This is a genomic window from Planococcus alkaliphilus, from assembly GCF_057031095.1.
Map to the genome: position 1 here is coordinate 3,264,743 of NZ_CM168060.1, position 23,352 is coordinate 3,288,094.

Below are 23,352 nucleotides of genomic sequence, written 5' to 3' on the forward strand. Positions count from 1 at the left end.
ACTAAAAATTCGGCTTGACAACAACTATTTTTGTTTACACAGAAAAATCTGTCTTTATGATTGTCTAATCTCTGGCATTTCCGGGTAAAGAATCGGATAAAGGAGGTCTGTTTATGGGAGAAATCACACATATCGGCTTAGCTGTTCCGGACCTCGACAAAGCCATCGACTGGTACAGCAAAGTATTCGGCTTTTACACATTAGCCGGCCCATTTGAATTTGAAGCGGTTGAAGCAGACGAAGAAAACATGACACAGGATTTGCAGGGAACCGAAGTACAAAAAATGCGCAATGCCCACTTAATGTCGCATAACGGAATCGGCATCGAATTATTCGAATTCCAACAACCCGCTTTCAACGATGAAAACCCTCCGCTCCATAAGGGATTTTTCCACATTTGCCTGATTGTCGATAACTTAGTGGAATCGATTGAACGCATTGTCCAGCACGGTGGCAAACAGCGCAGCAAAATCTGGCAGACGACGAAAGGAAAGCCGCATTTCCTGGTATATACCGAGGACCCTTTCGGCAATATCATCGAGCTTTATACAAGAAACACCTCTGAAATGTACGCCAATAAATAAAAGAAACCAGCTGATTGATTACCGATCAGCTGGTTTTATTCGTTTAGACAAGTTGTTCTTTTTTAGGAAGCATGGAGCCGTGCTGCGCAAAATTAGCGTGCCATGAGAAAGCTTTCTCAAGAACATGCGGTGTTTGCCCTCCGCGCGTCAATGCCTCTTCGTAATATTCACGCAGTGCTCCCCGGTAAGAAGGATGCACACAATTTTCGATAATCACTTCGACGCGCTCGCGCGGTGCGAGACCGCGAAGATCGGCGTAGCCTTGTTCAGTGACGACGACATCCACGTCGTGTTCCGTATGGTCGATATGAGATGCGAAAGGCACGATGCTTGAGATATTGCCGCCTTTGGCAATGGATTTCGTTACAAAGATTGCGAGACGCGCATTGCGGGCAAAATCGCCTGATCCGCCGATGCCGTTCATCATTTTTGTTCCGCACACATGCGTTGAATTGACGTTGCCGTAAATATCAAATTCCAGCGCTGTATTGATGGAAATCAATCCAAGGCGGCGGATCACTTCCGGATGGTTGGAAATTTCCTGTGGACGCATGACGATTTTATTGCGATAGTTATCAAATTCACTGAAGACCTGTTTCATCTTTTCCTCTGACAAGGTGATGGAACAGCAAGAAGCGAATTCCACTTTGCCGGCATCGATCAAATCGAAGACCGCGTCCTGCAGCACTTCCGAATAGACTTCGAGTCCCTCAAACTCCGAATCCAGCATGCCGTGGAGAACCGCATTCGCGACTGATCCGATGCCTGACTGCAACGGTGCCAAAGTTTCCGTCAATCTCCCCGCCCGGATTTCAGCACGGAAAAATTCAAGCAAGTGGTCAGCCATGATTTTGGTTTCGGCATCAGGCGCAACAATGGTGGACGGTGAATCCAATTGTTCTGTGAAGACAATCCCTTTGACCTTTTCCATATCGATTGGAATGCCGATCGTTCCGATGCGCTGATCGACTGTTCTCAATGGAATCGGTGAACGCTCGCCTTGTTTGCCGGTATCATAAATGTCGTGCAGCCCTTCAAATAATTCAGGCGGGGCCATGTTGATTTCCACGATGATGTTTTTTGCGTGCTTGGCAAAAACAGAAGAGTTTCCGACAGAAGTCGTCGGAATGATCATGCCATCTTCAGTAATAGACAAGGCTTCAACAATCGCAAAATCAATCGGTTCTGTAACCCCAGATCTGACCCATTCAGCTGTGTGGGATAAATGATGGTCGACAAAAAGCATTTCACCTTCATTGATTTTTTTGCGCATCGCTGGCTCAGCCTGGAAAGGCAAGCGTTTGTTGACGATGCCCGCTTCTGCAAATACACGGTCGATGTCTGATCCGAGCGACGCGCCTGTAAAGATGTTCACTTTAAAATCTTCCGTTTCTGCCCGCCTTACTAAAGCAAAAGGAACCGCTTTCACGTCGCCAGCACGCGTAAATCCGCTAAGCCCCAAAGTCATTCCGTCTTGGATCCATGAAGCAGCCTCTTCCGGTGTCACGATGCGCTGCTGTAATTCAACAGCCTTGATACGTCCAAGTTTGTTCTCCATATCGATCACTCTCTTTCCGAATTTAGTCAATAAAACAGCATATATTCACAAGATAAAGCGTTTTCATGAGCGTGCGCTCAGTCAAAACCCGCATTCAATCTAATAGGGACTAGTTTTTTAATTATTAGATAACTTTATCTTAAAATGTGTCTAAAATGTGTTTTACCGGTTAGAAGAGTGAGAAAAACGAGTGAGGCAGAAAATTTCGCGCCTCAAGCAGCATTTTCTAAAATCCGAGCATTTTCCGGAAATAACTGGAGTAGGATTGGCTGACGGGAATTCGGTCTCCGTTATTCATCGCCAGCACAAAAGTTGAATGGGTGTCCGGATAGATTTCTTTTATATGGTGAACATTGACGATAAACGAACGGTGGCACCGAATGAACATATCCCGCGGCAATAAAAATTCAAATTCCTGCAATGTGTTTTTATTGGTGCCGAATAGCTCAGCTGCATAGACATGGGTTTTCCGCTCTTTCACTTCCAGGTAAGCCACTTCTGCAAAAGGAATGGGCTTCCAGCCATCGGAAGTTTTGACGATCACCACCGATTTCCCTTCAGTGAGCGCCGGATAGATGGCAATTACACAGCCTTCGAGCACGCCTTCTTTTTCGAAAGGCACAGCCATTCCATGATAAGGCACTCCAAAAACATCCCGATCGACGAACTCAGAAGATTTTTGGTTAGTTGTTAATGCCATATGCGCCATGCTGCCTTCTTTTATCGGATCCCCGGGACGGATTTTCAAATCGATTCTTTTGCTCGGCCGGTAGTAGACATATTCTTTCGTATTGGTGACGACAATCGATACTTCATCGGAGAACAATTCTCCCATCACATCAAGCAACGAGCTTTGTGTAAACCATTCCATAAGACGGCCCCCGCCTTTCTTGATTATTATTTCTTAATGATACAGCTCTGTTTTCTGACTATCACTAAAAGTTAAAACAGCTGCCCGTAGTAGGACAGCTGCTGAGTTTCTTTCTAAAGCATCGTGCCGGTCTGAGCTAATTTTGCATGCCAGGAGAAGGCTTTTTCCAAAACATGCGGCGTTTGCCCTCCTCGTTCCAGTGCTTCTCTATGGTATTCAAGCATTTTTTCTTTGTATGTCGGATGCACGCAATTTTCGATGATCAGTTTCGAACGCTCCCGCGGTGCAAGTCCGCGCAGGTCTGCATAGCCCTGTTCCGTGACGACGATATCGACGTCATGTTCCGTATGGTCGATGTGCGTGGCAAAAGGCACCACACTGGAAATCCTTCCGCCTTTCGCAATCGATTTCGTTACGAAGATGGACAGCCGCGCATTTCGGGCAAAGTCTCCGGAACCGCCGATGCCGTTCATCATTTTCGTGCCGGACACATGGGTCGAGTTGACGTTGCCGTAAATATCGAATTCCAATGCCGTGTTGATGGAGATGAGTCCGAGGCGGCGAATGATTTCAGGATGATTGGAAATTTCCTGAGGACGCAATATGAGTTTGTCCCGATATTTTTCAAAATTCGAGAATACCTGCTTCATTTTTTCTTCAGACAAAGTAATGGAGGAACTGGAAGCGAAACGGACTTTACCGGCATCAATCAGCTCGAACACCGCATCCTGCAGCACTTCGGAATAAACCTCCAAATCTTCAAATTCGGAATCGATTAATCCATGAAGAACAGAGTTCGCCACCGTTCCGATGCCCGATTGCAGCGGCGCAAGTTTTTCAGTCAGCCGTCCTGCTTGGACTTCAGAACGCAGAAAGTTCAACAAATGTTCCGCCATCAGTTCAGTTTCTTCATCCGCTTCTGCAATCGTCGACGGCGAATCTTTTTGATGCGTAAAAATAATTCCGCGCACTTTTTCCAAATCCACCGGTATCCCGGGTACGCCGATTCGGTCGCTTACATGCGTCAATGGAATCGGAGATCGCTCCCCTTGCTTGCCGGTATCATAAATATCATGGATTCCTTCGAATAGAACTGGCTGAGCTGTATTGATTTCTACAATGACGTTTTTCGCATACTGTACAAAAAGAGCCGAGTTTCCGACAGAAGTCGTTGGAATGATCAACCCATCTTCTGTAATTCCAAGCGCTTCGATGATGGCAAAATCAATGGGTTCAATAACACCCGCTTTAATCCACTCCGCCGTCTGAGACAAATGATGATCAACAAACAGCAAATCGCCTTCATTGATTTTTCTCCGCATCACCGGATCTGCCTGAAATGGCAGGCGTTTGTTGACAATACCCGCTTCTGCAAACAGTTTGTCAATATCCGAACCTAGTGAAGCACCCGTGAATATGTTCACTTTAAAGCTTTCGGTTTCAGCACGTTTAACAAGTGCCAGCGGAACCGCCTTAGCGTCTCCAGCGCGTGTAAATCCACTTAATCCGAGCGTCATACCGTCCTGGATCCAAGAAGCTGCAAGGTCGGCGTCGATAACTCGGTCCTGCAATTGAATGGCTTTGATGCGTTCAATGGTTTTTTCCATTACAGTCACCTTTCGTGGCTTGAATGCCGTTCTTATTTATCTTAATTATACCTTACCTCAGCCCTTCTTCCGTAAACCCCCGCGCTGTGTTTCTACTATATTAAGTTCGTTATTCACAGCACTGTAACAAATGGAAAAAATTACACGCCTAAATGTAAGCGTTTTATTTGACCGCAAAAATTATGATATTTAAATAATTTAATGTTAAAAACCCTATTCCAGCAGGGTCTATAAGTTTTGTGAATATTTATATAACGAAATAATAAATTACTTTGATAACATACTATTTTTATGTTTAAAAATCATTGACTTTACGTTTTTTTCATCATAATATAGGAAAGTTGTTAAAACTAGTGATGTTTATGAAATAATATTATTTGAAACGAGGCACCATTTATAGCTTCACCCCAACAAAAAAAGATGATAATTTTAATGATTACTTTATTTATTACAATAACAAGTTTCGGAATCACAGGACCGGTCATTCCGGCTTACCTGGAATCGATTAACCAAGGCGGCATGGCTTCTGGAATGATTATAGCCATCTTTGCCGGCGCACAGCTTCTGTTCGCTCCCCTTGGCGGAAAATGGACCGATCAATTCGGCCGCCGAAAAATGATCATCATCGGGTTGATGCTGATTACTGCCGGCGGTTTTTTATTTTATCTAACCGATACATTATGGGTTCTATACGCTTCACGAGTCATTAGCGGAATCGGCGATGCTTTTCTGATTCCTGCAGTTTATGCCTATACAGCGGATATCACAAGTGTTGAACAGCGGGCAAAAGGCACTGGACTAGTTGCAGCTTCCATGTCCATGGGGCTTGTGGCCGGGCCGGCAATCATGTTGTTCATGTCCGATTTTAATGTGAAAGCACCGTTTCTATTGTCTGCTTTCTTTACCTTGACGGCGTTCTTGTTTTCAACCGTCTTCTTGAAAGAAAGTGATCCTGCTAGAATCGGACAAGCAAATATCCGGGATTTCGGAGACGAAGAGTCGCTTTCCAAGAAATTTATGCGTTCGACCAAGATGCCTTATTTCATCCCTTTAATCATTACCTTTGTTATGAGCTTCGGTTTGATCGCCTATGAATCGATTTTCGGCTTGGTCTTGAATGATGAATTCAATGCCAGCGTCCAGGATATCGCCATCATGTGCATCGCCATTCAAGGCGTCAGTGTGCTGACACAGCTTTTTGCAGTCGAACGGCTGATTCGCCGCTTCGGGGAAGTCCGGGTCATCCTTACTTTCCTGATTGTTGCATCGCCCGGTTTCCTGCTCGCTCTTGTAGCCAATACGTATAGCCTGTTTTTCTTGGTAACGTTGATCATACTCATGGCAATGTCGATTCTTCGTCCCGTGCTCAATATCCTGATTTCAAAATTGGCCAAAGGCGAAGTCGGATTTGCGATGGGGCTCGGCACTTCTTTTATGGGCATCGGCAATGTCATCGGCCCGATTTCTGCCGGTATGCTTTACGATATCAATTTAGTCTTCCCTTTCATCCTCGGACTGGTAATGCTTGGCATCACGATTTCCATTACGGCCATTTGGCATCTGTCCCGTCTTAAGAAAACGATTGAGCTTGAAGCTAATCTCCCTGTTTCAGCCCTGGCCGATAAATAAAAGAATTCATTTTATAGAAAAGAGGATTTACCTGTAATGTCACCTGAACAAAGAAAGAAAATCGCCATCTTGATGGTGAATATGTTTATCGCAATTGCAAGCTTCGGAATTATTGTCCCTATCCTGCCGGCCTACCTGGTTTCCATCAATCAAGGAGGAACGGCGGCGGGATTAATGATCGCCATTTTCGCCGGCGCTCAATTATTGTTCTCACCGCTCGGCGGAAAATGGGCGGATGTCTACGGACCGCGTAAAGTCATCATCATCGGCTTATCGCTACTGACCATTTCTATGCTGATGTTCTATGCCACGGATTCCATCTGGATATTGTACGCTTCCCGCATCGTCGGCGGGATCGGCGACGCGTTCCTCGTCCCCGGAATCTTCACGTATGTAGCAGGCATCACTACGCCCGCCCAGCGCGCTAAAGGAACCGGGCTCGTCACGGCTTCCATGTCGCTCGGCTTGGTCATCGGACCTGGAATCGGCGGATTTTTGGCGGAATTCGATTTGAAGCTGCCGTTTTTGGTTTCAGCATTCGTCACATTGACAGCCGTACTGTTCTCATTTGTCATGCTGAAAGAAATTGCACCGACTGCAGACAGCCAAAAGCAGGCAGAGGAATTTGCAAAAGATGAATCCATGCTTGAGCAGATTGGGCGTTCGGTCAAAATGCCGTATTTCATCCCGCTCATCATCACCTTCGTCATGAGTTTTGGGTTGGTGGCCTATGAGTCGGTCATCGGCATGTACTTAACTACGGAATATGGCTCCACTTCAAAAGATATTGCCTTGATGATTACGGCAACCGGAACCGTTAGTGTCATTGTCCAAATGTTCATCGTTGACCGCCTGGTTCGCCGTTTCGGAGAAGTGCCCGTATTGATCGCATTTCTGGCTCTCGCGACAGTCGGCTTTATGCTGTCCATGGTTGCCGGAAGCTACGCCACGTTCTTTGGCGTTTCGCTTGTCATTTTCCTGGCGATGGCGATCCTGCGCCCCGTGCTCAATATCCTGATTTCGAAGATGGCGCAAGGCGAAGTCGGATTTGCGATGGGCATGAATACTTCGTATATGAGCCTTGGCAATGTCCTTGGACCGTTGTCTGCCGGTTTGCTATTCGATTTCAATATCAATCTTCCCTTTATCCTGGGGCTTGGGCTTTTGATTGTCACTTTATCAATCGCTGTGGCGTGGCGCAGTTCACGCGCTGCTAAGGCCTTGGCACTCATGCATAATGAAGAATTGAAAGCTGAACCTCTTGCTTAGAGGCTCAGCTTTTTCATTGTAAAAATTTCGGTAAAAAAATAATTTAACGCATGAGTTCATTCCGTTGACACGGCCTATGTACTCAAATAATATAGGGAAGCTGAGAAAAAATATTCACAACATTATATAGAAGAAATGAGGATGTTTCGATGTCGCCAGACCAACGAAAAAAGATTTTTATTTTAATGATTAATATGTTCATTGCCATTGCGAGTTTCGGAATTGTCATTCCGATTCTGCCTTCGTATTTAGAGTCGATCAATCAGGGCGGTATGGCTGCCGGTTTGATGATCGCCATTTTTGCTGCCGCGCAATTCCTGTTTTCTCCGATTGCCGGCAAATGGGCGGATCAGTACGGCCGCCGGAAAATGATTATCTACGGCTTGCTCGGTCTGACAATTTCTATGTTTGTCTTTTACGCGTCAGACCTTATTTGGGTCCTTTACATCTCCCGTGTAATCGGCGGCATCGGAGCTGCGATGTTAGTTCCAGCTATCTTCGCCTATATCGCTGATATCACAACTTTTGATCAGCGCGCAAAAGGCACCAGCCTTGTTTCGGCTGCTATGTCGCTTGGGATTGTAGTGGGACCGGGAATCGGCGGATTTTTAGCTGATTACAGCTTGAAGCTGCCATTCCTGATTTCGGCACTTGTTTCATTGGTTGCGGTGCTGTTTTCTGTGGCACTTTTGAAAGACAGCGACGCTGTGGAAGAAAACCCAGTAGTGGCTGCAGCTGCCCCAGACGATGAATCCATGTTCAAGAAAATCGGCCGTTCAGTAAAAATGCCGTATTTCATTCCCCTCATCATTACATTGGTCATGAGTTTCGGATTGCTTGCTTACGAATCGGTGGTCGGCCTGTATTTAGACAACCAATTCAACTCGACGGCTAAAGACATCGCCTTTATGATTACCGCTACAGGCGTCGTCAGTGTCATCGTTCAATTATTTATCGTGGACCGCATTGTCCGGCGCTTCGGAGAAGTAGCAATTTTAGTTTTCTTCCTCGGAGTTACAGCCGTCGGTTTCCTCTTTTCATTGTTTGCCGGAAGCTACGCTATGTTCTTCGGCGTATCGCTCGTGATTTTCATGGCGACTTCCATTTTGCGCCCTGTTTTGAACACCTTGATTTCAAAAATGGCAGAAGGCGAAGTTGGATTCGCGATGGGCATGAACAATGCTTATATGAGCATCGGCAATGTCATCGGACCGCTTCTTGCCGGTGTCCTTTACGACGTCAATATCATCTATCCGTTCATTCTGGGCCTTGCGATGCTGTTAGTGACGATGTTCATCACAGTCATGTGGCAACGTTCAAGAACTGCCAAATCCACGGCAACCGTTTAATAAAATTTAAAACGAAGGGCTCCTTTTATAGGAGCCCTTTTTTTATTGCCTCTTGCTTATACAATTTCGGCTAAACTTTGCGGTATTCCTTATATAGTTGTATAATTATTATACAAACAATCTAAAGAAATGTAGGTAATGCTATGTACAATATTAAAGCAGCTGCCAAAATTTTAGATATGCCGAAAGTGACGATCCGTTCGTGGGAAACCCGTTATAACGCCATTACGCCTGCGCGTACGGAATCCGGACACCGGCTTTATTCGGATCAGAACCTCGAAGATTTAAAATGGCTTAAAATTCAAGTGCAAGATCGAGGCATCAAAATAAGTGAAGCCGTGAAGCAATTGCATGCTTCCAAAAGAAATCCTGTCGAAAAAGAGAAAACGCCTGAACCGGTAAGTTCAGAGCCTTATCATAAACAAGTCCAGGAACTGTATTTGGCAGCTTCCGAAATGGACACCGAACGCTTCAATTATTTATTGGACCTTCACTTCTCACTATTCCATTACCGGACTGTATTCTTTTCCATCATTGTGCCGTTAATGGTACGGATTGGCGAAGAATGGGAAAACGGTTCGTTGACGGTGGCGCATGAACATTTGATCACTAATATTGTCCAGCAGCGCTTTAACCAATTTTTCCGCGTATTTCCGATTTCGCCTGAGCTTCCGAAAGTCATGGCATTGTGCCCGAGCGGTGAGCATCACCAATTAGGTTTATTGCTCTTTAGTTTGTTCATGCGCGAAAATGGCTTCCAAGTGATGTACTTTGGTGAAAATACGCCGCTTGACGGTATTGCGCAGCTGACAATCGAACACGACATTGAAATTACCTGTATGGCGGTTTCTTCCCCGCGCATGCTGCCTGTGGTCAATCAATACATCGACAGCATTGCCGCAGAAAAGCCCGAAATGCAATTCTTAATTGGCGGTGCAGGCATCAGCGAACAGAAAGCCGAAAGAAATAGATGGTTCCTTGGCACTTCTTATGAATCATGGCAAGAATGGCTGGATCAACAAGCAAAAAACCCCTTAAGCAGAGCTTAAGGGGTTTTTTTGTATTTGTAAGGAGAACATTGCTCCATTTTAAATTTGGAGTTTAGGAATAATGGCAAATAAGAGATTATTGTCTCAGTTGATTCTTTTGTAACCAAAACATAGACAGATAAAGCCAAAACTATTGCAGCTAAAAGAAATATGAGTTTTTTCAAAGCAGTGTAACCAAAAATGGCCATCCAGCTGATGGCCATTTTGATTAGTTTTTTTATTTATAGCAAATCCAAGTCTTGATAATCTTTTTGGTAAGGTCCGTTATCCGTCACTTCCGAATGATACAAGGCTTTCAATGCAAAACTTTTTTCCAGTTCCATGTCTTTCATCAGTACTTTCAAGCGCTTTTTCAGCTCCGGATGATCGTTCACGAGCTGCTCCATCTTTGATTTCGTGTATTTCATGTTTCGTGCCAACTCCTTTCAGATCTCTTGCCTCCATTATACCATCTAGCCGCGGCAAGCTTCAAAATAACGAAAAACGCACCTGCTTCTGCAGATGCGTTTTCTTGTTTTATTGCGTTTAGCTGATGACGTGGAAGACGAAATTCATCAGGAATAGACCTGCAATGACGTAAAGCGTCATCGAGACTTCCCGCCATTTTCCGATTGCGATTTTCAGCACGGGATACAAGATAAAGCCAATGGCAATACCGTCCGCAATGCTGTACGTAAACGGAATCAGCGCAATGATAAATAGCGCCGGGAAACTTTCGCTCATGTCTTTCATGTCCAAGTTGCGGATATTCTGGAGCATCAAGCCTCCAACAATGATCAGGATTGGCGCAATTGCACTATCCGGAATCAGTTTGATGACAGGGATGAAGAATACCGAAACGAGAAACAGCAATCCGGTTGTGACAGCCGTCAAACCTGTACGGCCCCCAGCAGCCATCGCCGACGCACTTTCAGCACTTGCCACAGTCGGGCTCGTCCCGAAAATTCCGGAAGCCATCGCTGATACGGAAGTTGCCTGGAACGCACGGCCGAATTTTTGCGGACGTTCGATGAAGGACACTTGCCCTTGCACGGTGCCGATGTTTTCAAAGACGATGACCATTGTCAAAGAAAATACGGCAATCCAGAATGTCATGGACAAGATGCCATCAAAAGTCATCGCACCGAAAACAGCAAACGCTTCCGACAATTCGACGCCGGATCCGTTCATACCGCTCGGATCAATCAATCCGAAAAACGAAGCAATCACTGTACCCAGCACAATCGTAATCAGGAAATTCCCCGGCACATTGCGGATGAATAAGACAATCGCCACGACGAAAGTCAAAACGGTCGCCAATACATGCGCTTCGCCAAGAGAACCCAGCGCCAAAATCGAATTGGAACCATTCACCACGATGCCGCCTTTTTCAAGACCGATCAGCATGAGGAACAAACCAAGTCCAACCGTAATCGCTTCTTTCAGCGAATACGGCACTGCAGCACTCAGCATTTTCGCCAAACGCGTAAACGCGATAATGACGAAAATAATGCCGGATACGAAAACCACAGTCAATGCTTCTGGCCAAGACAAGCCCATCGATTGCACCATTGTATAAGAGAATAACGCATTGATTCCCATGCCCGGTACAAGCAAAATCGGCGCATTGCCCCAGAAGCCCATGACGAGACAGCCAAATACGGACGCTGCTATCGTCGCGATAATCGCGGCTTCAAGCGGCATTCCGGATTCGGACAAAATCAATGAGTTGACGGCGATGATGTACACCACTGTGAAAAAGCCGATAACACCTGCCGACATCTCCCGTTTAACTGTCGTTTCGTTCATTTGAAGACCAAAAAATCGGTCCATCCAATTACTCATTTATACGACCTTCTATTAAATTAGCCCTCTCCCAACCCGCTCTTCCCAATAAATAAAATAGGTGAGCCAATATAGGAGTTTAATCGAAAAAACCGGGTGTGTCAAGGTATGGAGCTTGATACTAAAAGGGGGCAGAATTTGCGAACGCGCGTATTTTTTGCTGAACGAGCGCAAATCTGTTTGAACGCACGCATTTCTCTCTGAACGCACGCATCTTGTTTTGAACGAGCGTATTTTTTCCTGAGCGCGCACAAATTCAAATAAACGCGCACATCGGCTCATCCGTCCTTTTTTCTTTCACTTTTCACAAGCGAAAAATAAGCATTTAGTTCTTTTGTAAAAATTGCTTGCCTCAATTTATTAAGAGAATGCTATACTTCATTTAATTCAATCGAAAGAGGTGTTTTATGGAAAAGAGACCAATCGGAATGATGTCCCGTGCTGAGGGATTAAAGCGGTTAATTAATCGGCTGCCAGCTGAGCATCAAAGTCAAAGTTATCTTCAGAAAGAGCTACACCGCACTACTTCCGGTGCAAGAGGTGAACAGCGAATCGAAACACGGTTCAACGAGTTTTATTTAGATGAGGATTTTCGTGTGATGTGGAATGTCCAATTACAATTAGGGAATTGGCCGGTCCAAATAGATGGATTGCTTTTGACAAAACGCTGCGCAATCATCATCGAATCCAAAAATATTAGCGGCCAAATCCATTTCGACGAACAGACCGGTGAGTTTTACCGAATTGATGATGATGGCTTAAAGACTGTTATGGAAGATCCCCAGATTCAGCTTCGCAAAAATATCCGATTTTTGTCCGTCTGGTTCAAAAAACATAAGATCTTATTGCCCATTCACGGCCTTATCGTATTCACAGCGAAAAAATGCGAATTTATTACGAAACCCACCCGAACGCCTATTTGCAAAACATATCAAATGCCTGAAATGCTTTTGAAAATTTACGAAGCCCTCCCCCCAACGGCTGCGAACCTTTCACTTCTCAAAATAAAAAATGTACTTCTATCAAGTCAAACCCCTTTTATAGAAATTCCATTGTGTCAACGATATTTTATTCATCCTAGTGAATTGAAGACAGGCGTATATTGCCGAAATTGTCAATTGCCAACCATGTTCCGGACGAAACGGAGCTGGCATTGTCAGACCTGTCATCATCATGACCTGCTGGCTCACAAATTTGCGCTGCAGGAATACTTTTCTTTAATCGATACAACCATCACGAACGAAAGATTTCGCGAGTTTTGCGGACTCGATTCTCGCCATGTGGCTGGGCGGCTATTAAGCCAATTTGATTTGCAAACGATCGGCGAATCGAAAGCACGGCGGTATCGGTTGAAAAATTAGAAGCGCGCGTATTTTTTGCTGAACGCGCGCACATCTGTTTGAACGCGCGCATTTCTCTCCAAACGAGCGCATCCCCATTTGAACGCGCGCAAACAAAATCACCTCGCTGAAAAATCAACCTATACGCCAAAACCAGGAGCGTTTCGCCAGCGAAACACCCCGACAAAACAAAAAAAACCCTCATCCGCAAGAAACTCTCTGCAGATAAGGGGTTGATTGAATCTTATTATATGAACATACCAGCGATTGCAGCACTTAGAAGTGAAGCGAGCATACCTGCCGCAACTGCACGAATACCTAGACGTGCGATGTCAGGGCGGCGTGACGGTGCCATTGCACCAAGTCCGCCAAGAAGGATAGCAAGTGAACTCAAGTTAGCGAAACCACAGAGGGCAAAGCTGACTACAATTACTGTTTTTGGTGATAAGTCGGCAATTTCAGGGGCAAATGCAGTATAAGCAACGAATTCGTTGAGTACCAATTTTTGTCCGATGAAGCTACCTGCTTGGACAGCTTCCGCCCAAGGAACACCAATTGCCCAAGCAAGTGGTGCGAAGATGACGCCAAGGATGCTTTGGATAGTCAGGTTATCAGCGCCGAACCAGCCGCCGATTCCGCCAAGCACACCGTTTAATAAAGCGATCAATGCAATGAAGGCCAAAAGCATAGCACCGACATTTAATGCCAACTGCAAACCGTCAGATGCACCGCGTGCTGCAGCATCCACAACGTTTACAGATGTTTTGTCTTTTTCCATCACAATGTCTTCTCTTTCTGAAACATCTTCTGTTTCAGGAATCATCATTTTAGCCATGATCAAACCGGCTGGAGCTGCCATGAAACTTGCAGCCAATAAGTATTCAAGCGGTACGCCAAGAAGTGCGTATCCCGCAAGCGTTGAACCGGCTACGGACGCAAGGCCACCCGTCATAACAGCAAACAATTCGGATTTCGTCATCCCTGCGATAAACGGACGGACAACTAGCGGTGCTTCCGTTTGGCCGACGAAAATATTCGCTGCCGCTGAAATCGATTCCGCTTTACTTGTTCCAAGAAGCTTTGATAACGCGCCTCCAAGAAGTTTGATAATGATTTGCATAATGCCAAGATAGTAGAGAACTGAAATTAGAGAAGAGAAGAAGATGATGATTGTAAGTACTTGGAAGGCGAAAACGAAACCGAAGTTTGCCGTGTCAGCCGCTGGTCCAAATACGAAAGAAATCCCTTCTCCTGCGTAGTTAATTACGTTTTGTACAAGATTAGAAAGGCCGAGCAGGGCTTTTCTTCCTAGATCCCATTCAAGTACCATAAATGCAAAAAGGATTTGGATGGCCAAACCGCCAATAATTGTCCGTGGCTTGATCGATTTTTTACCGCTTGATAAGAGAAAGGCGATTCCCAGTACTACGAAAATCCCAAACATGCCCCATAATAAATTCACAACTTCACCTCATTATTTATTCCATCGTGAAACGCTTACATTTCATGATGGTCGTCTAGCAGATTAGTCCTCTGTCGTCAGACATCTTACCAAATTCTAAAAGAGATGTAAATGGCTAACGTGTGACAAAATGGCTGGCCATGAAAAGTTCCAATGCAATGAAAATTCACTCTTTCTTGATTTCTTTTCTATTTTTTTGCGATGGTTTTTTCCCTAAGAAGAACGCCAGAAAAATCCCGATGCCGCTAAGGACGCCTACAACTATAAAGGAGATATTGACACCGCGCACGAGACCTTCTGCTCCATACTGTTCCGGATCTAAAGCAGTACCGGTCATAATCGTCACCAGCAGCGCTGTGCCGATGGACCCCGATACTTGGCGCATGGTGTTGCTCATTGCCGTGCCGTGCGGAACAAGGCGTTCAGGCAGCTGATTTAAACCTGCAGTCGTGACCGGCATCATCACCATAGAAACACCGAACATGCGAATGGCATGCAGGACTGTTAGATAAGTGAACCAAGTAGCCGTCGTCAATACCGTAAATTGAAAAGTCGAGACGGTGACAATCGACAAACCGACGATGGCCAGCCACTTCCCGCCAACCGCATCGAAAATCTTCCCCGTGATGGGATTCATGAATCCCATCACCAAAGCACCCGGCAGCAGCATCAAACCCGATTCAAGCGCGCTGAAGCCATGCATATTCTGCATATAGATCGGCAATATTGTAGCGCTGCCGATCATCGAGATGAAGACGATGACACTTAAGATAGTAGATAAGGTAAAGATGCCATAAGAAAAAACCTTAAACTCCAAAAGCGGTTCTTTCAAAATCGATTGCCGATGAATGAAGATGAGTAAAGAAACGATTCCGACCGCGATAGAAATCAGGACCGGCGCACTGCCCCAGCCCATATTGCCGGCACTGGAAAAGCCGTATAGAATTCCGCCGAACCCTAGCGTCGACAGCACCACCGATAAGATATCGAGAGCAGGAAACGTCTGTTTTGTCACATTGCGCAACACAAAATAAGCGAGAACCAAATCGATGATAGCAATCGGGATGACGATGTAAAACAGCGCCCGCCATGGATATTGGCCTACTACCCAGCCGGACAAAGTGGGACCGAGGGCTGGCGCAAACGAAATGACAAGGCCGAACAGTCCCATTGCCTGCCCGCGCTTTTCCACTGGGAAAACCAAAAAGAGAATTGTCTGGGTCAGCGGCATCATGATGCCAGCGCCAGAAGCTTGAATGATGCGGCCAAGCATCAATAAGTTAAATCCAGGCGCGACTGCACAAATAATCGTACCTAAAGCAAATAAACCAATTGCCGTAAGAAACAATTGCCGGGTTGAAAATTTTCCGATTAAAAATGCAGTTATTGGAATCATGACCCCATTGACCAGCATGAATACGGTTGTCAGCCACTGGGCAGTGTTCGCATTTATCTCCAAATCCTCCATAATATGCGGCAATGCTGTCGCGAGTAAAGTTTGGTTCAAAATCGCAACGAAAACGCCAGCCATCAATACAGCTAAAAATGGGCCTCGCCGGAAGTCATTTTCTTTTACGGAAATACTCGCATTCTCCAATAGCTTCACCTGCCTTGTCCTGCTAAAAACAGCAGTTATCCTTAATACCCTGATTACCCTTTGCCAAAAGAAAAAAACGCATAGCTTTTCAGCTATGCGCAACATGTTTTAAGCCGCTTTCTTTTTGCGGTGGTTAATTCGGTAAAAGACAAGATATAACGATGGAATCATGACCAATGTGAACAAGCTCGAGAATGCCAAGCCTGCGATAATGGTAATGGCCAGCGCTTCAAACAGCGGATCTCCTGTCAACGCTACTGGAATCAGCGCCACAATCGAAGTGACCGACGTTAAGATGATCGGTTTAATGCGAGCATATCCCGATTCCATAATGGCTTCTTTGATTTCAAAGTCACCGGACAAGCGACGTGTTTCCACGAAATCGATCAGGACTACTGCGTTTCGCACAACAATCCCGGTCAGTGACACAATTCCCATGACACCTAGGAAACTAAGCGGCGTCTGTGTGATGAACAGGCCAAGAATCGCTCCTGAAATCCCAAGGTAAACGGCCAGCAAGACCAGGAATGGCAAGCTGAACGATTTGAATTGGAAAGCGATGACTAAATACACAAGGAGGATAACCACCAGGAATAAAACCCCGATTTCGGTAAAGAAGGCTTGCTGGTCCGAGTTCTCTCCGCCAGTTGAAATTTCGTAGCCTTCTGGCAATTCCTCTTTTTCTGCATCAACGGTTTCGAGCATCTTATCTTCAAAGCCTTCGATTTCGCCAAATGCTTTTAAGGTAATCGCCCGTTCTGCATTTTGGTGAGGAACTTGCGCAATAGAAGTGGTCTCTTCAGCCGTCAACAATTCATCCAGTCCGACGAATTGCGGCGGTCCTGGCGGTGCCCCTTCTTCAGCTGCTGCAGGCAATTGGAATTGGGCCAAATCAATCGGCTCTCCCGCTTCGATTCCTGCTTGTTTTAAGACGACATCATGCGGTGTCTGCCCTTCGTAAATACTCGCTAAAGGAACACCTTGCGTCAGCAATTGCAGCTGTCCGGTTACCGTGCTTAACGGAATCCGGTTTTCTTCCAATGCTTCTGAATTCGGTACATATTCGATCGCTGGAACTTCGTCGCCCAAATCATCTGTTACGACATCTGCTCCATTTTCAAGCATCTTTTCTTTTAAGCTGTCGCGAATAGCTGTCAGCTCTTCCAGGTCCACTCCACTGATTGTTGCCGTTACCGGCGCACCTGTCGGCGGCCCCTGGACAATCGTGCTCAAGAAAATTTCTGCATCCGGGTAGCGTTCACGCAATTCCGGCTGCCATTTTTCAATGAAATCCGCAGCGGTAGTCTGCTCCCGGTCGATGCGGAAGGCGACTTGTCCCGTATTCGCTCCCGTATTGTCCATTGACGAAGCAAATAGATTCGGCAATCCTTCTCCGCTGAAAACAGAGATTTCATCGATATGTTCATCTTCATTTCTTAATTGCTCCGTTAATTCAGTCAAGAATTCATCTGTTTCTTCAATGCTTGTGCCTTCCGCCAAGCGGACGTCCATCGTCACTTCTTTGCGGTCAGCAGCCGGGAAGAACTCGAACGGCGTAAAGAAAGCAAGCGACAATAGTCCAGTAGCAACTAACAAGCCGCTAAGGCCGACCAAAAGCGGCCGTTTTAAAACACCGCGCAAGATTTTATCCGAATAGACTTTCGCAAGCCATTCAAGCGGTTTCCCTAAAAAACCGGGAGTATCGGAGATTTTCTTCACCTTACGCTTCGTTTTCAAATACTGCATCATCGGCACTAATGTAATGGAAAGAACCGTAGATGCAATAATGGTTGTAATCAAAATGCTTGGCAACGCCTTGATAAACGCACCATTCCCTCCAGATAGGAGTAATAATGGAGAAAACGTCACAACGATCGCTAGACTGGAAGAAATAATGGAAGGATAAACTTCCCTGACGCCCATAATCGCACCATTTAGCGGTGAATCGCCAAGCTTATAGCGCCGTTGAATATTGTCATTGACTACAATACTGTCGTCGACCAGTATCCCGATGGCAATAATCAACCCAATGACTGAAATTTGATTTAAGTCAACGCCGAGCAGCGGGATCGGAATTAGTCCGATTAATACAGAAGCCAGAACCGTCAAGGCTACTGTAAATGCGCCATAAATCGTTAAGCCGGCTGTCGTAACGACCAAAACAGCAAGTACGGCGATCAATAAAGAAACATATAATCCTTCAAAAATCGTATTGACGTTTTCCGCTTGCGACTCATAACGTTCTGCCTCTACCCCTGCAGGCAATTCGTCCGTAAATGCTTCAATAATTTCTGAAACATTTTTATCAACAGAAGGAACATCTTGGGCCGTCTTCAAGAATACGGTATAAGAAATGGCAGACTCGCCTTCGAAAGTCACAATATCTTCCGTTTCCTGGTCAACAAGTTCAATCGATGCAACTTCTTCCAATGGAACAGCCGCAGATCCGACTTGCAAAGCTTTCAACTTCTCGATGCCGTTTTCTTGCTGCACCGTCAATACGAGCTGTTCGTTGCCATTGTCATGGGTTCCAAGAGAAATCGGCTGATTTGCCTGCTGCAAAGATTCAGTGACTTCAAACGGCTGGAGCTGATTGGCCGCCAACTGTTCCGTGTCCAGTTCAATCAATACTTGCTGGCTGTTCAAGCCTTTAACCGTCGTACCGGCAACTCCGTCCACGGATTCCACTTCATCGGATAACTCAGCAAGCGCTTCTTCCATATTCGCTAGCTCTGCCTCGTCTCCGTAAAACATATAAGAAACCAATGGGAATGTCAGATCCAGCTTTTCAACGGTTGGTGTTTGAGCCTGATCCGGGAATTGGCCCGTTGCCCGCTGCACTTGCTGCTGAATTTCATTTACCCGCTCATCGGGATCGAAGCCATCTTCAATTTCCAGCGTAATGATGGAAGCTGAATTCGAAGAAATGGATTGCACAGAAGCCACACCATCTGCTTTCTGAATTTCTCTTTCAATCGGATTGGTGATGGAATTCTCGATTTCTTCCGGGCCGGCCCCTGGCAAAATGGTCGAAATCAACACCAGGCTAGGAGGAGTTTCTGGAATTTCGCGCTGCGGCAATGTAGTGAATACATATACACCAATCAGCATTAATATAAATATCAGAAATAAAAAAAGTTTTCCCCGCTCCAATATGTATTTCATTTTCAAACCCCTTTCACATTTTGTATAACTAAATACTGACTATTTCCACGATTCAGTTCTAAGTTCACATAAAAAGATGAATTGAGGAGGTTTTCCTCAATTCATCTTTAAAGAGGCTGTATCGTTTTTTGCTTAAGATAGTAAGCAACTGCAAAAATAGCAAGCGGAGGAACAATACACAACCGGAACCAAATCCCTTGGCCGCCAAGAAAAATCGAGAGCATCGGAACTAAAAGCGAAGCTCCGCTCCAAACCAAAGTTTTCCAAGAATGTTTCCATAAACCGTAGATGAACAAAGCAATTGAGACGATAACCAGCGCCCATAAGAGAATGCCGACCAGGAAAAACCCCATTTCTTGCTCCTCCTTACCTGCTAACGGATGATTTTCTACCCTATACCCTTTTCCTTACTTTTTTGGTTCTCCGTCAAATGTTGGGGTGAGGTGAAATCTTCCTCACTCTAACCAACGTGAACTCCCATATTCTTATACTTGTGTGTCAGTAGTATTTTGGCGCGGGCGCGTTCGAAATTCTGAAAGCCGAACGCGTTCCGCTTAATCACTTTTGTCAGGTTATTGATGCCTTCCAAGAAACCATTGGAATACTTGAACGAGAAGCTGTTCAAGATTTCCGTCTGCCAGTTTCGGAAGGTGCCCATGGCTTTCTGGAACTCGGGAATGCCCGCTTGTTCCACCAGCCGATAAAATTCCAGCAACGCTTCTTTGGTCTTGAGGATTTCCTCGGGATCTCTTTTTTTGCTTGCCTGAAACCACGTGCAATACGCTTCCTTCAGTTCGTATGCTCGTTTGAGCTCCTCATCCATTTCAAGATACCGCTTCAAGTACCAACGGTCCTTTTCGGTTAACTTCTCACTGTTTTTGTAAAAGACGTAGCGCATCCGTTTGCCTTTTTTGCGGTCATAGTCGTTCCAACTTTTCTGCACGCGTCTGCGGACCGCGTCCAGCGCCCAGTAAATGTACCGGCAGAAGTGGAAGCGATCGGCGATGATCACCGGTTTGCCGAGTGCTTTTTTGACCGCGGCTTTAAAGGAATGGCTCATGTCCATGACGACGATTTCCACCGCAGCTCCGTGCTGTTGGAGATACTGTTTGATCGTCTCTTTTTTCCGGTTGGGCAGGATATCGATCGGTTCTCTCGTTTCGCCATCGGCGATAATCAGTTGGTACTTTCCTTCGCGGGTGTCGCCTTTGTATTCGTCGATGGCGATCACACGCGGTAATTTTGCGGTTTCAGTAACTTCCTGGAGCGCCACCAGATCGAAACGCCGAACGATGGTCGAAGCGGAAGCGCCGTATTGTCCGGCCACTTCCTTGAACGTTTTCGCCTTGACGCTGCGCACATGAACCGCTTGGTTCCACTCTTTTGAGAACCGTTGATAGCGGCCGATGAATGAATTCTGTTCGGCGAATTTCTTGCCGCACGCCCCGCATACGTAGCGTCTCTTCTTATAGAAAAGGTAAGTCTGGCGTTCAAACCATTTCAGGTGTTTGATCTTTTGGATCCGGTAATCGTGGACACGCCGGGTCTTCTCCTGGCAACGCGGGCAACGGTGTGCCTTCACTTCCAACTCCACATGCAGGGCCACCCGGTCCTCCACTTGTTCCATCTTCATGATTTTCACATCTTCTAATCCGGGAAATTTCATGGTAAAATTCAAGTGCACGCATCTCCTCTTCTTTACTTGTTATTCGACATTTCAAGTATAAAAGAATTTGGAGATTGCGTGTCTTTTTTTGGGCCGAATTGTTTCAACACCCCAACAATTAGTGTAGAACCACTTTTTTATACAACGAAATGTAAGAAAGCCGAACAGCAAGGATCTCCGTTCGGCTTTCGCATGCTATAGATTTTTGATGAACAGACGGATAACATCAGCGCCGCCAATGATATTGCCTGCTGCTGTCCCTAAATTGGTAAGGACCACAACCAGCAGGACGCGTGTGACTTTATTGTCCCAGAAGCCTTTAATCGTAAATACGTCTTTTGAAAGAGTTTCAAAATCTCCGACATTCGGCCGGCGCACATACGCTTGGGCAAGGCCCGAGAACCAGCCTGCGGCCAGCAAAGGATGCAGTGCACCAATCGGTCCTCCGACAAATGCGGTCAAGATGGCAAATGGGTGGCCAAATGCGACCGCTGCCCCGATGGCACCGAGCGATGCGGTCCACAGCACCCAGCTGATCGTTTGGTCGATTCCGGCTGCCGGATTGTTGTAAAACGTAATCGCAATTAATGCGACCAATACGAGCGGAATCATCCAGCCAATAATTTTCGGCCACTTCGACTTCGCCGGCACTTTTGACAGTTTCGCTAAATCATGTTCGTTATGGATTTCTTTAGTGATCCCCGGTACATGGGCCGCCCCAAGAACCGCCACGATTTTTTCGCCGGGAGCCTCTTTGATCTTCTGGGCCAAATACTGGTCCCGCTCATCAATAAGCGGCGTTTTCAACTTGGGAAAAGATTGCGTGAAATCATCCAGTACAGCATTTAACGTATCTTGCGATTTCATCTTTTCTAGGTCTTCTTCTGAAATGGTTTCTTTGCTGAAGATGCTGAAAAACACCGAAGTCAGAAGCTGTGCTTTGCCCATAACGCCAAGATTTCCCCAAATCCGTGAGAAAGTCACTTGGATGTTCCGGTCAGCCAGCACCAGTTCAGCGCCTGTCGCTTTTGCCGATTCAATGCCTTGAATCATTTCCTGCCCCGGTTTGATGTCGAACTGATCAGCCAACCGGTTCTGGAAAGAAGAAATGGCCAAGTTCATCAATAACAGACTGGCTTTCTTTTCTTTTAGGACTTTGAAGATGTCCGTTTCTTTCCATTTGCTATTTTCAGTAACGGACTGGTAACGCTGTGCATCCAATTCGATGCACACCGAATCCGGGCGTTCCTGTTCAATGACGGTTTTTACTTGTTCCGCACTTTGCCGGGAAACGTGGGCCGTACCGATTAAAACAATCTCGCGGCCGTCCAGCTGGATGCGTGTAATATTTTCTTCCTGCATGAATTTACTTCCTTTATAGAACCTAATTTCCCCTCGCGCACTGCGTGAAAAGACTGTCTATTTCAATAATGAATCACATTGCCAAAAATATCAATGCCCGACTCTTCAGTTCTTCAACTTTCAAGGGTTCCCTGTCACAAATCATTTGCGTTGAAGGTATCCCCGGCTTGAAGGTTACCGGCTTCAAAGCCTTTGTAGAACCATTTCTTGCGCTGTTCAGAAGTGCCGTGCGTGAAACTTTCAGGCACGACGTAGCCGCGCGAGCGCTGCTGGATCGTATCATCTCCGACTGCACTTGCAGCAGTCAACGCTTCATCCAAATCCCCTTCTTCGAGAAGGTCCATCCCTTGTGCATGGTGGGCCCAGACGCCGGCATAATAATCCGCTTGAAGCTCGAGCTTCACTTGCAGCTTATTGTATTCCTCTTCACTCAATTGATTTCTGAGCGGCTGGACTTCTTTCATGACCCCAAGCAAGTTCTGCACATGGTGCCCGACCTCATGGGCGATTACGTAAGCCATCGCGAAATCACCGGGTGCTTGGAACTGATTCTGAAGCTCTTCATAAAAACTGAGGTCGATGTATAATTTCTGGTCTCCCGGACAATAAAACGGTCCGACTGCAGCCCCTGCTGTTCCGCAAGCAGAATTTACACTGCCATCGAAAAACACTAAGGTCGGCTCCACATACTCCATGCCTTCCTCTTCAAAAACCTGCGCCCATACCGTTTCCGTATCCGCCAAGACAACTGCCACAAAATCGGATAGCTCTGCTTCCTGCTCGGTTTCCACGTAAGGTTCGTTTGTCTGCGTTCCGCCTGAATCTAGGCCATTCAATATCGCTCCTGGATCTCCGCCAAGAAATGCAACAAGCAGAACAATCAGCAATCCGCCAATTCCACCGCCGGCAACTAGCTTGCCGCCGCCTCCCGACCCACGCCTGTCTTCTACATTTCCACTCGCTTTTCTGCCTCGCCACTTCATCAAACCACTCCTTCAACAACCTCTTTCTCCCGTTATA

At 46.0% G+C, this 23,352-nt stretch carries 18 protein-coding genes; 6 read left to right on the forward strand and 12 right to left on the reverse strand.

The annotated features are described in order from the left end of the window. Positions 1 to 113 precede the first annotated feature (113 nt). Positions 114 to 584, forward strand: a complete 471-nt coding sequence (locus tag AC2EXB_RS17000; protein WP_483602453.1) for a VOC family protein — start codon at positions 114 to 116, stop codon at positions 582 to 584. A 43-nt stretch (positions 585 to 627) separates the two neighbouring features. On the opposite strand, the gene scpC (AC2EXB_RS17005) is transcribed toward AC2EXB_RS17000, so the two are convergent. From scpC (AC2EXB_RS17005) to scpC (AC2EXB_RS17015), 3 genes are all read right to left on the reverse strand, one after another. Further along, complete coding sequence (gene scpC, locus AC2EXB_RS17005; RefSeq protein WP_483602454.1) at positions 628 to 2,142, reverse strand: succinyl-CoA:acetate CoA-transferase ScpC; 1,515 nt, start codon at positions 2,140 to 2,142, stop codon at positions 628 to 630. Between the two features lie 226 nt (positions 2,143 to 2,368). After that, positions 2,369 to 3,013 (reverse strand): LytTR family DNA-binding domain-containing protein, encoded by a 645-nt coding sequence (locus tag AC2EXB_RS17010; protein WP_483602455.1) that lies wholly within the window; start codon positions 3,011 to 3,013, stop codon positions 2,369 to 2,371. A 113-nt stretch (positions 3,014 to 3,126) separates the two neighbouring features. After that, positions 3,127 to 4,620, reverse strand: a complete 1,494-nt coding sequence (scpC, locus tag AC2EXB_RS17015) for a succinyl-CoA:acetate CoA-transferase ScpC (RefSeq protein WP_483602456.1) — start codon at positions 4,618 to 4,620, stop codon at positions 3,127 to 3,129. 396 nt (positions 4,621 to 5,016) lie between these two features. Here scpC (AC2EXB_RS17015) and AC2EXB_RS17020 point away from each other — a divergent pair, with 396 nt between their 5' ends. The 4 genes from AC2EXB_RS17020 (at position 5,017) to AC2EXB_RS17035 (ending at position 9,916) form a co-directional block, all read left to right on the forward strand. Further along, entirely contained in the window at positions 5,017 to 6,249 is a 1,233-nt protein-coding gene (locus AC2EXB_RS17020) for an MFS transporter (protein WP_483604779.1), read from the forward strand. Between the two features lie 36 nt (positions 6,250 to 6,285). Then, positions 6,286 to 7,518 (forward strand): MFS transporter, encoded by a 1,233-nt coding sequence (locus tag AC2EXB_RS17025; protein ID WP_483602457.1) that lies wholly within the window; start codon positions 6,286 to 6,288, stop codon positions 7,516 to 7,518. 149 nt (positions 7,519 to 7,667) lie between these two features. Continuing rightward, positions 7,668 to 8,867 carry an MFS transporter gene (locus AC2EXB_RS17030; protein WP_235197391.1) on the forward strand — a complete coding sequence of 400 codons (1,200 nt, stop codon included), beginning with the start codon at positions 7,668 to 7,670 and terminating at the stop codon, positions 8,865 to 8,867. 143 nt (positions 8,868 to 9,010) lie between these two features. Beyond that, a complete protein-coding gene (locus AC2EXB_RS17035; RefSeq protein WP_483602458.1) occupies positions 9,011 to 9,916 on the forward strand; it encodes a MerR family transcriptional regulator in 906 nt (301 codons plus the stop codon). A 221-nt stretch (positions 9,917 to 10,137) separates the two neighbouring features. On the opposite strand, the gene AC2EXB_RS17040 is transcribed toward AC2EXB_RS17035, so the two are convergent. Both AC2EXB_RS17040 and AC2EXB_RS17045 read right to left on the reverse strand, forming a co-directional pair. Continuing rightward, on the reverse strand, positions 10,138 to 10,323 hold the full coding sequence (locus tag AC2EXB_RS17040; protein WP_251476298.1) for a hypothetical protein: 186 nt from the start codon (positions 10,321 to 10,323) through the stop codon (positions 10,138 to 10,140). 118 nt (positions 10,324 to 10,441) lie between these two features. Beyond that, positions 10,442 to 11,740, reverse strand: coding sequence for an NCS2 family permease (locus AC2EXB_RS17045; protein WP_483602459.1), 1,299 nt, complete (start codon positions 11,738 to 11,740; stop codon positions 10,442 to 10,444). 407 nt (positions 11,741 to 12,147) lie between these two features. Here AC2EXB_RS17045 and AC2EXB_RS17050 point away from each other — a divergent pair, with 407 nt between their 5' ends. Continuing rightward, positions 12,148 to 13,101, forward strand: a complete 954-nt coding sequence (locus AC2EXB_RS17050; RefSeq protein WP_483602460.1) for a nuclease-related domain-containing protein — start codon at positions 12,148 to 12,150, stop codon at positions 13,099 to 13,101. Between the two features lie 226 nt (positions 13,102 to 13,327). Here AC2EXB_RS17050 and AC2EXB_RS17055 read toward each other — a convergent pair whose 3' ends face one another. The 7 genes from AC2EXB_RS17055 to ypfJ all read right to left on the reverse strand — a co-directional run bounded on the left by AC2EXB_RS17055 (position 13,328) and on the right by ypfJ (position 23,315). Next, positions 13,328 to 14,542 carry a NupC/NupG family nucleoside CNT transporter gene (locus tag AC2EXB_RS17055; protein WP_483602461.1) on the reverse strand — a complete coding sequence of 405 codons (1,215 nt, stop codon included), beginning with the start codon at positions 14,540 to 14,542 and terminating at the stop codon, positions 13,328 to 13,330. 166 nt (positions 14,543 to 14,708) lie between these two features. Then, a complete protein-coding gene (locus AC2EXB_RS17060; protein ID WP_483604780.1) occupies positions 14,709 to 16,073 on the reverse strand; it encodes an MDR family MFS transporter in 1,365 nt (454 codons plus the stop codon). 174 nt (positions 16,074 to 16,247) lie between these two features. Continuing rightward, a complete protein-coding gene (locus AC2EXB_RS17065; RefSeq protein ID WP_483602462.1) occupies positions 16,248 to 19,304 on the reverse strand; it encodes an efflux RND transporter permease subunit in 3,057 nt (1,018 codons plus the stop codon). A gap of 107 nt (positions 19,305 to 19,411) precedes the next feature. Continuing rightward, the gene (locus AC2EXB_RS17070; protein ID WP_483602463.1) at positions 19,412 to 19,657 is read right to left on the reverse strand and encodes a hypothetical protein; all 246 of its coding nucleotides are present in this window, start codon (positions 19,655 to 19,657) and stop codon (positions 19,412 to 19,414) included. A 107-nt stretch (positions 19,658 to 19,764) separates the two neighbouring features. Further along, the gene (locus AC2EXB_RS17075) at positions 19,765 to 20,988 is read right to left on the reverse strand and encodes an ISL3 family transposase (protein ID WP_483601356.1); all 1,224 of its coding nucleotides are present in this window, start codon (positions 20,986 to 20,988) and stop codon (positions 19,765 to 19,767) included. Between the two features lie 177 nt (positions 20,989 to 21,165). Then, positions 21,166 to 22,332, reverse strand: a complete 1,167-nt coding sequence (locus tag AC2EXB_RS17080) for a TraB/GumN family protein (RefSeq protein ID WP_483602464.1) — start codon at positions 22,330 to 22,332, stop codon at positions 21,166 to 21,168. Positions 22,333 to 22,466: 134 nt separating this feature from the next. Continuing rightward, positions 22,467 to 23,315, reverse strand: coding sequence for a KPN_02809 family neutral zinc metallopeptidase (gene ypfJ / locus AC2EXB_RS17085; RefSeq protein ID WP_483602465.1), 849 nt, complete (start codon positions 23,313 to 23,315; stop codon positions 22,467 to 22,469). Positions 23,316 to 23,352 lie beyond the last annotated feature (37 nt).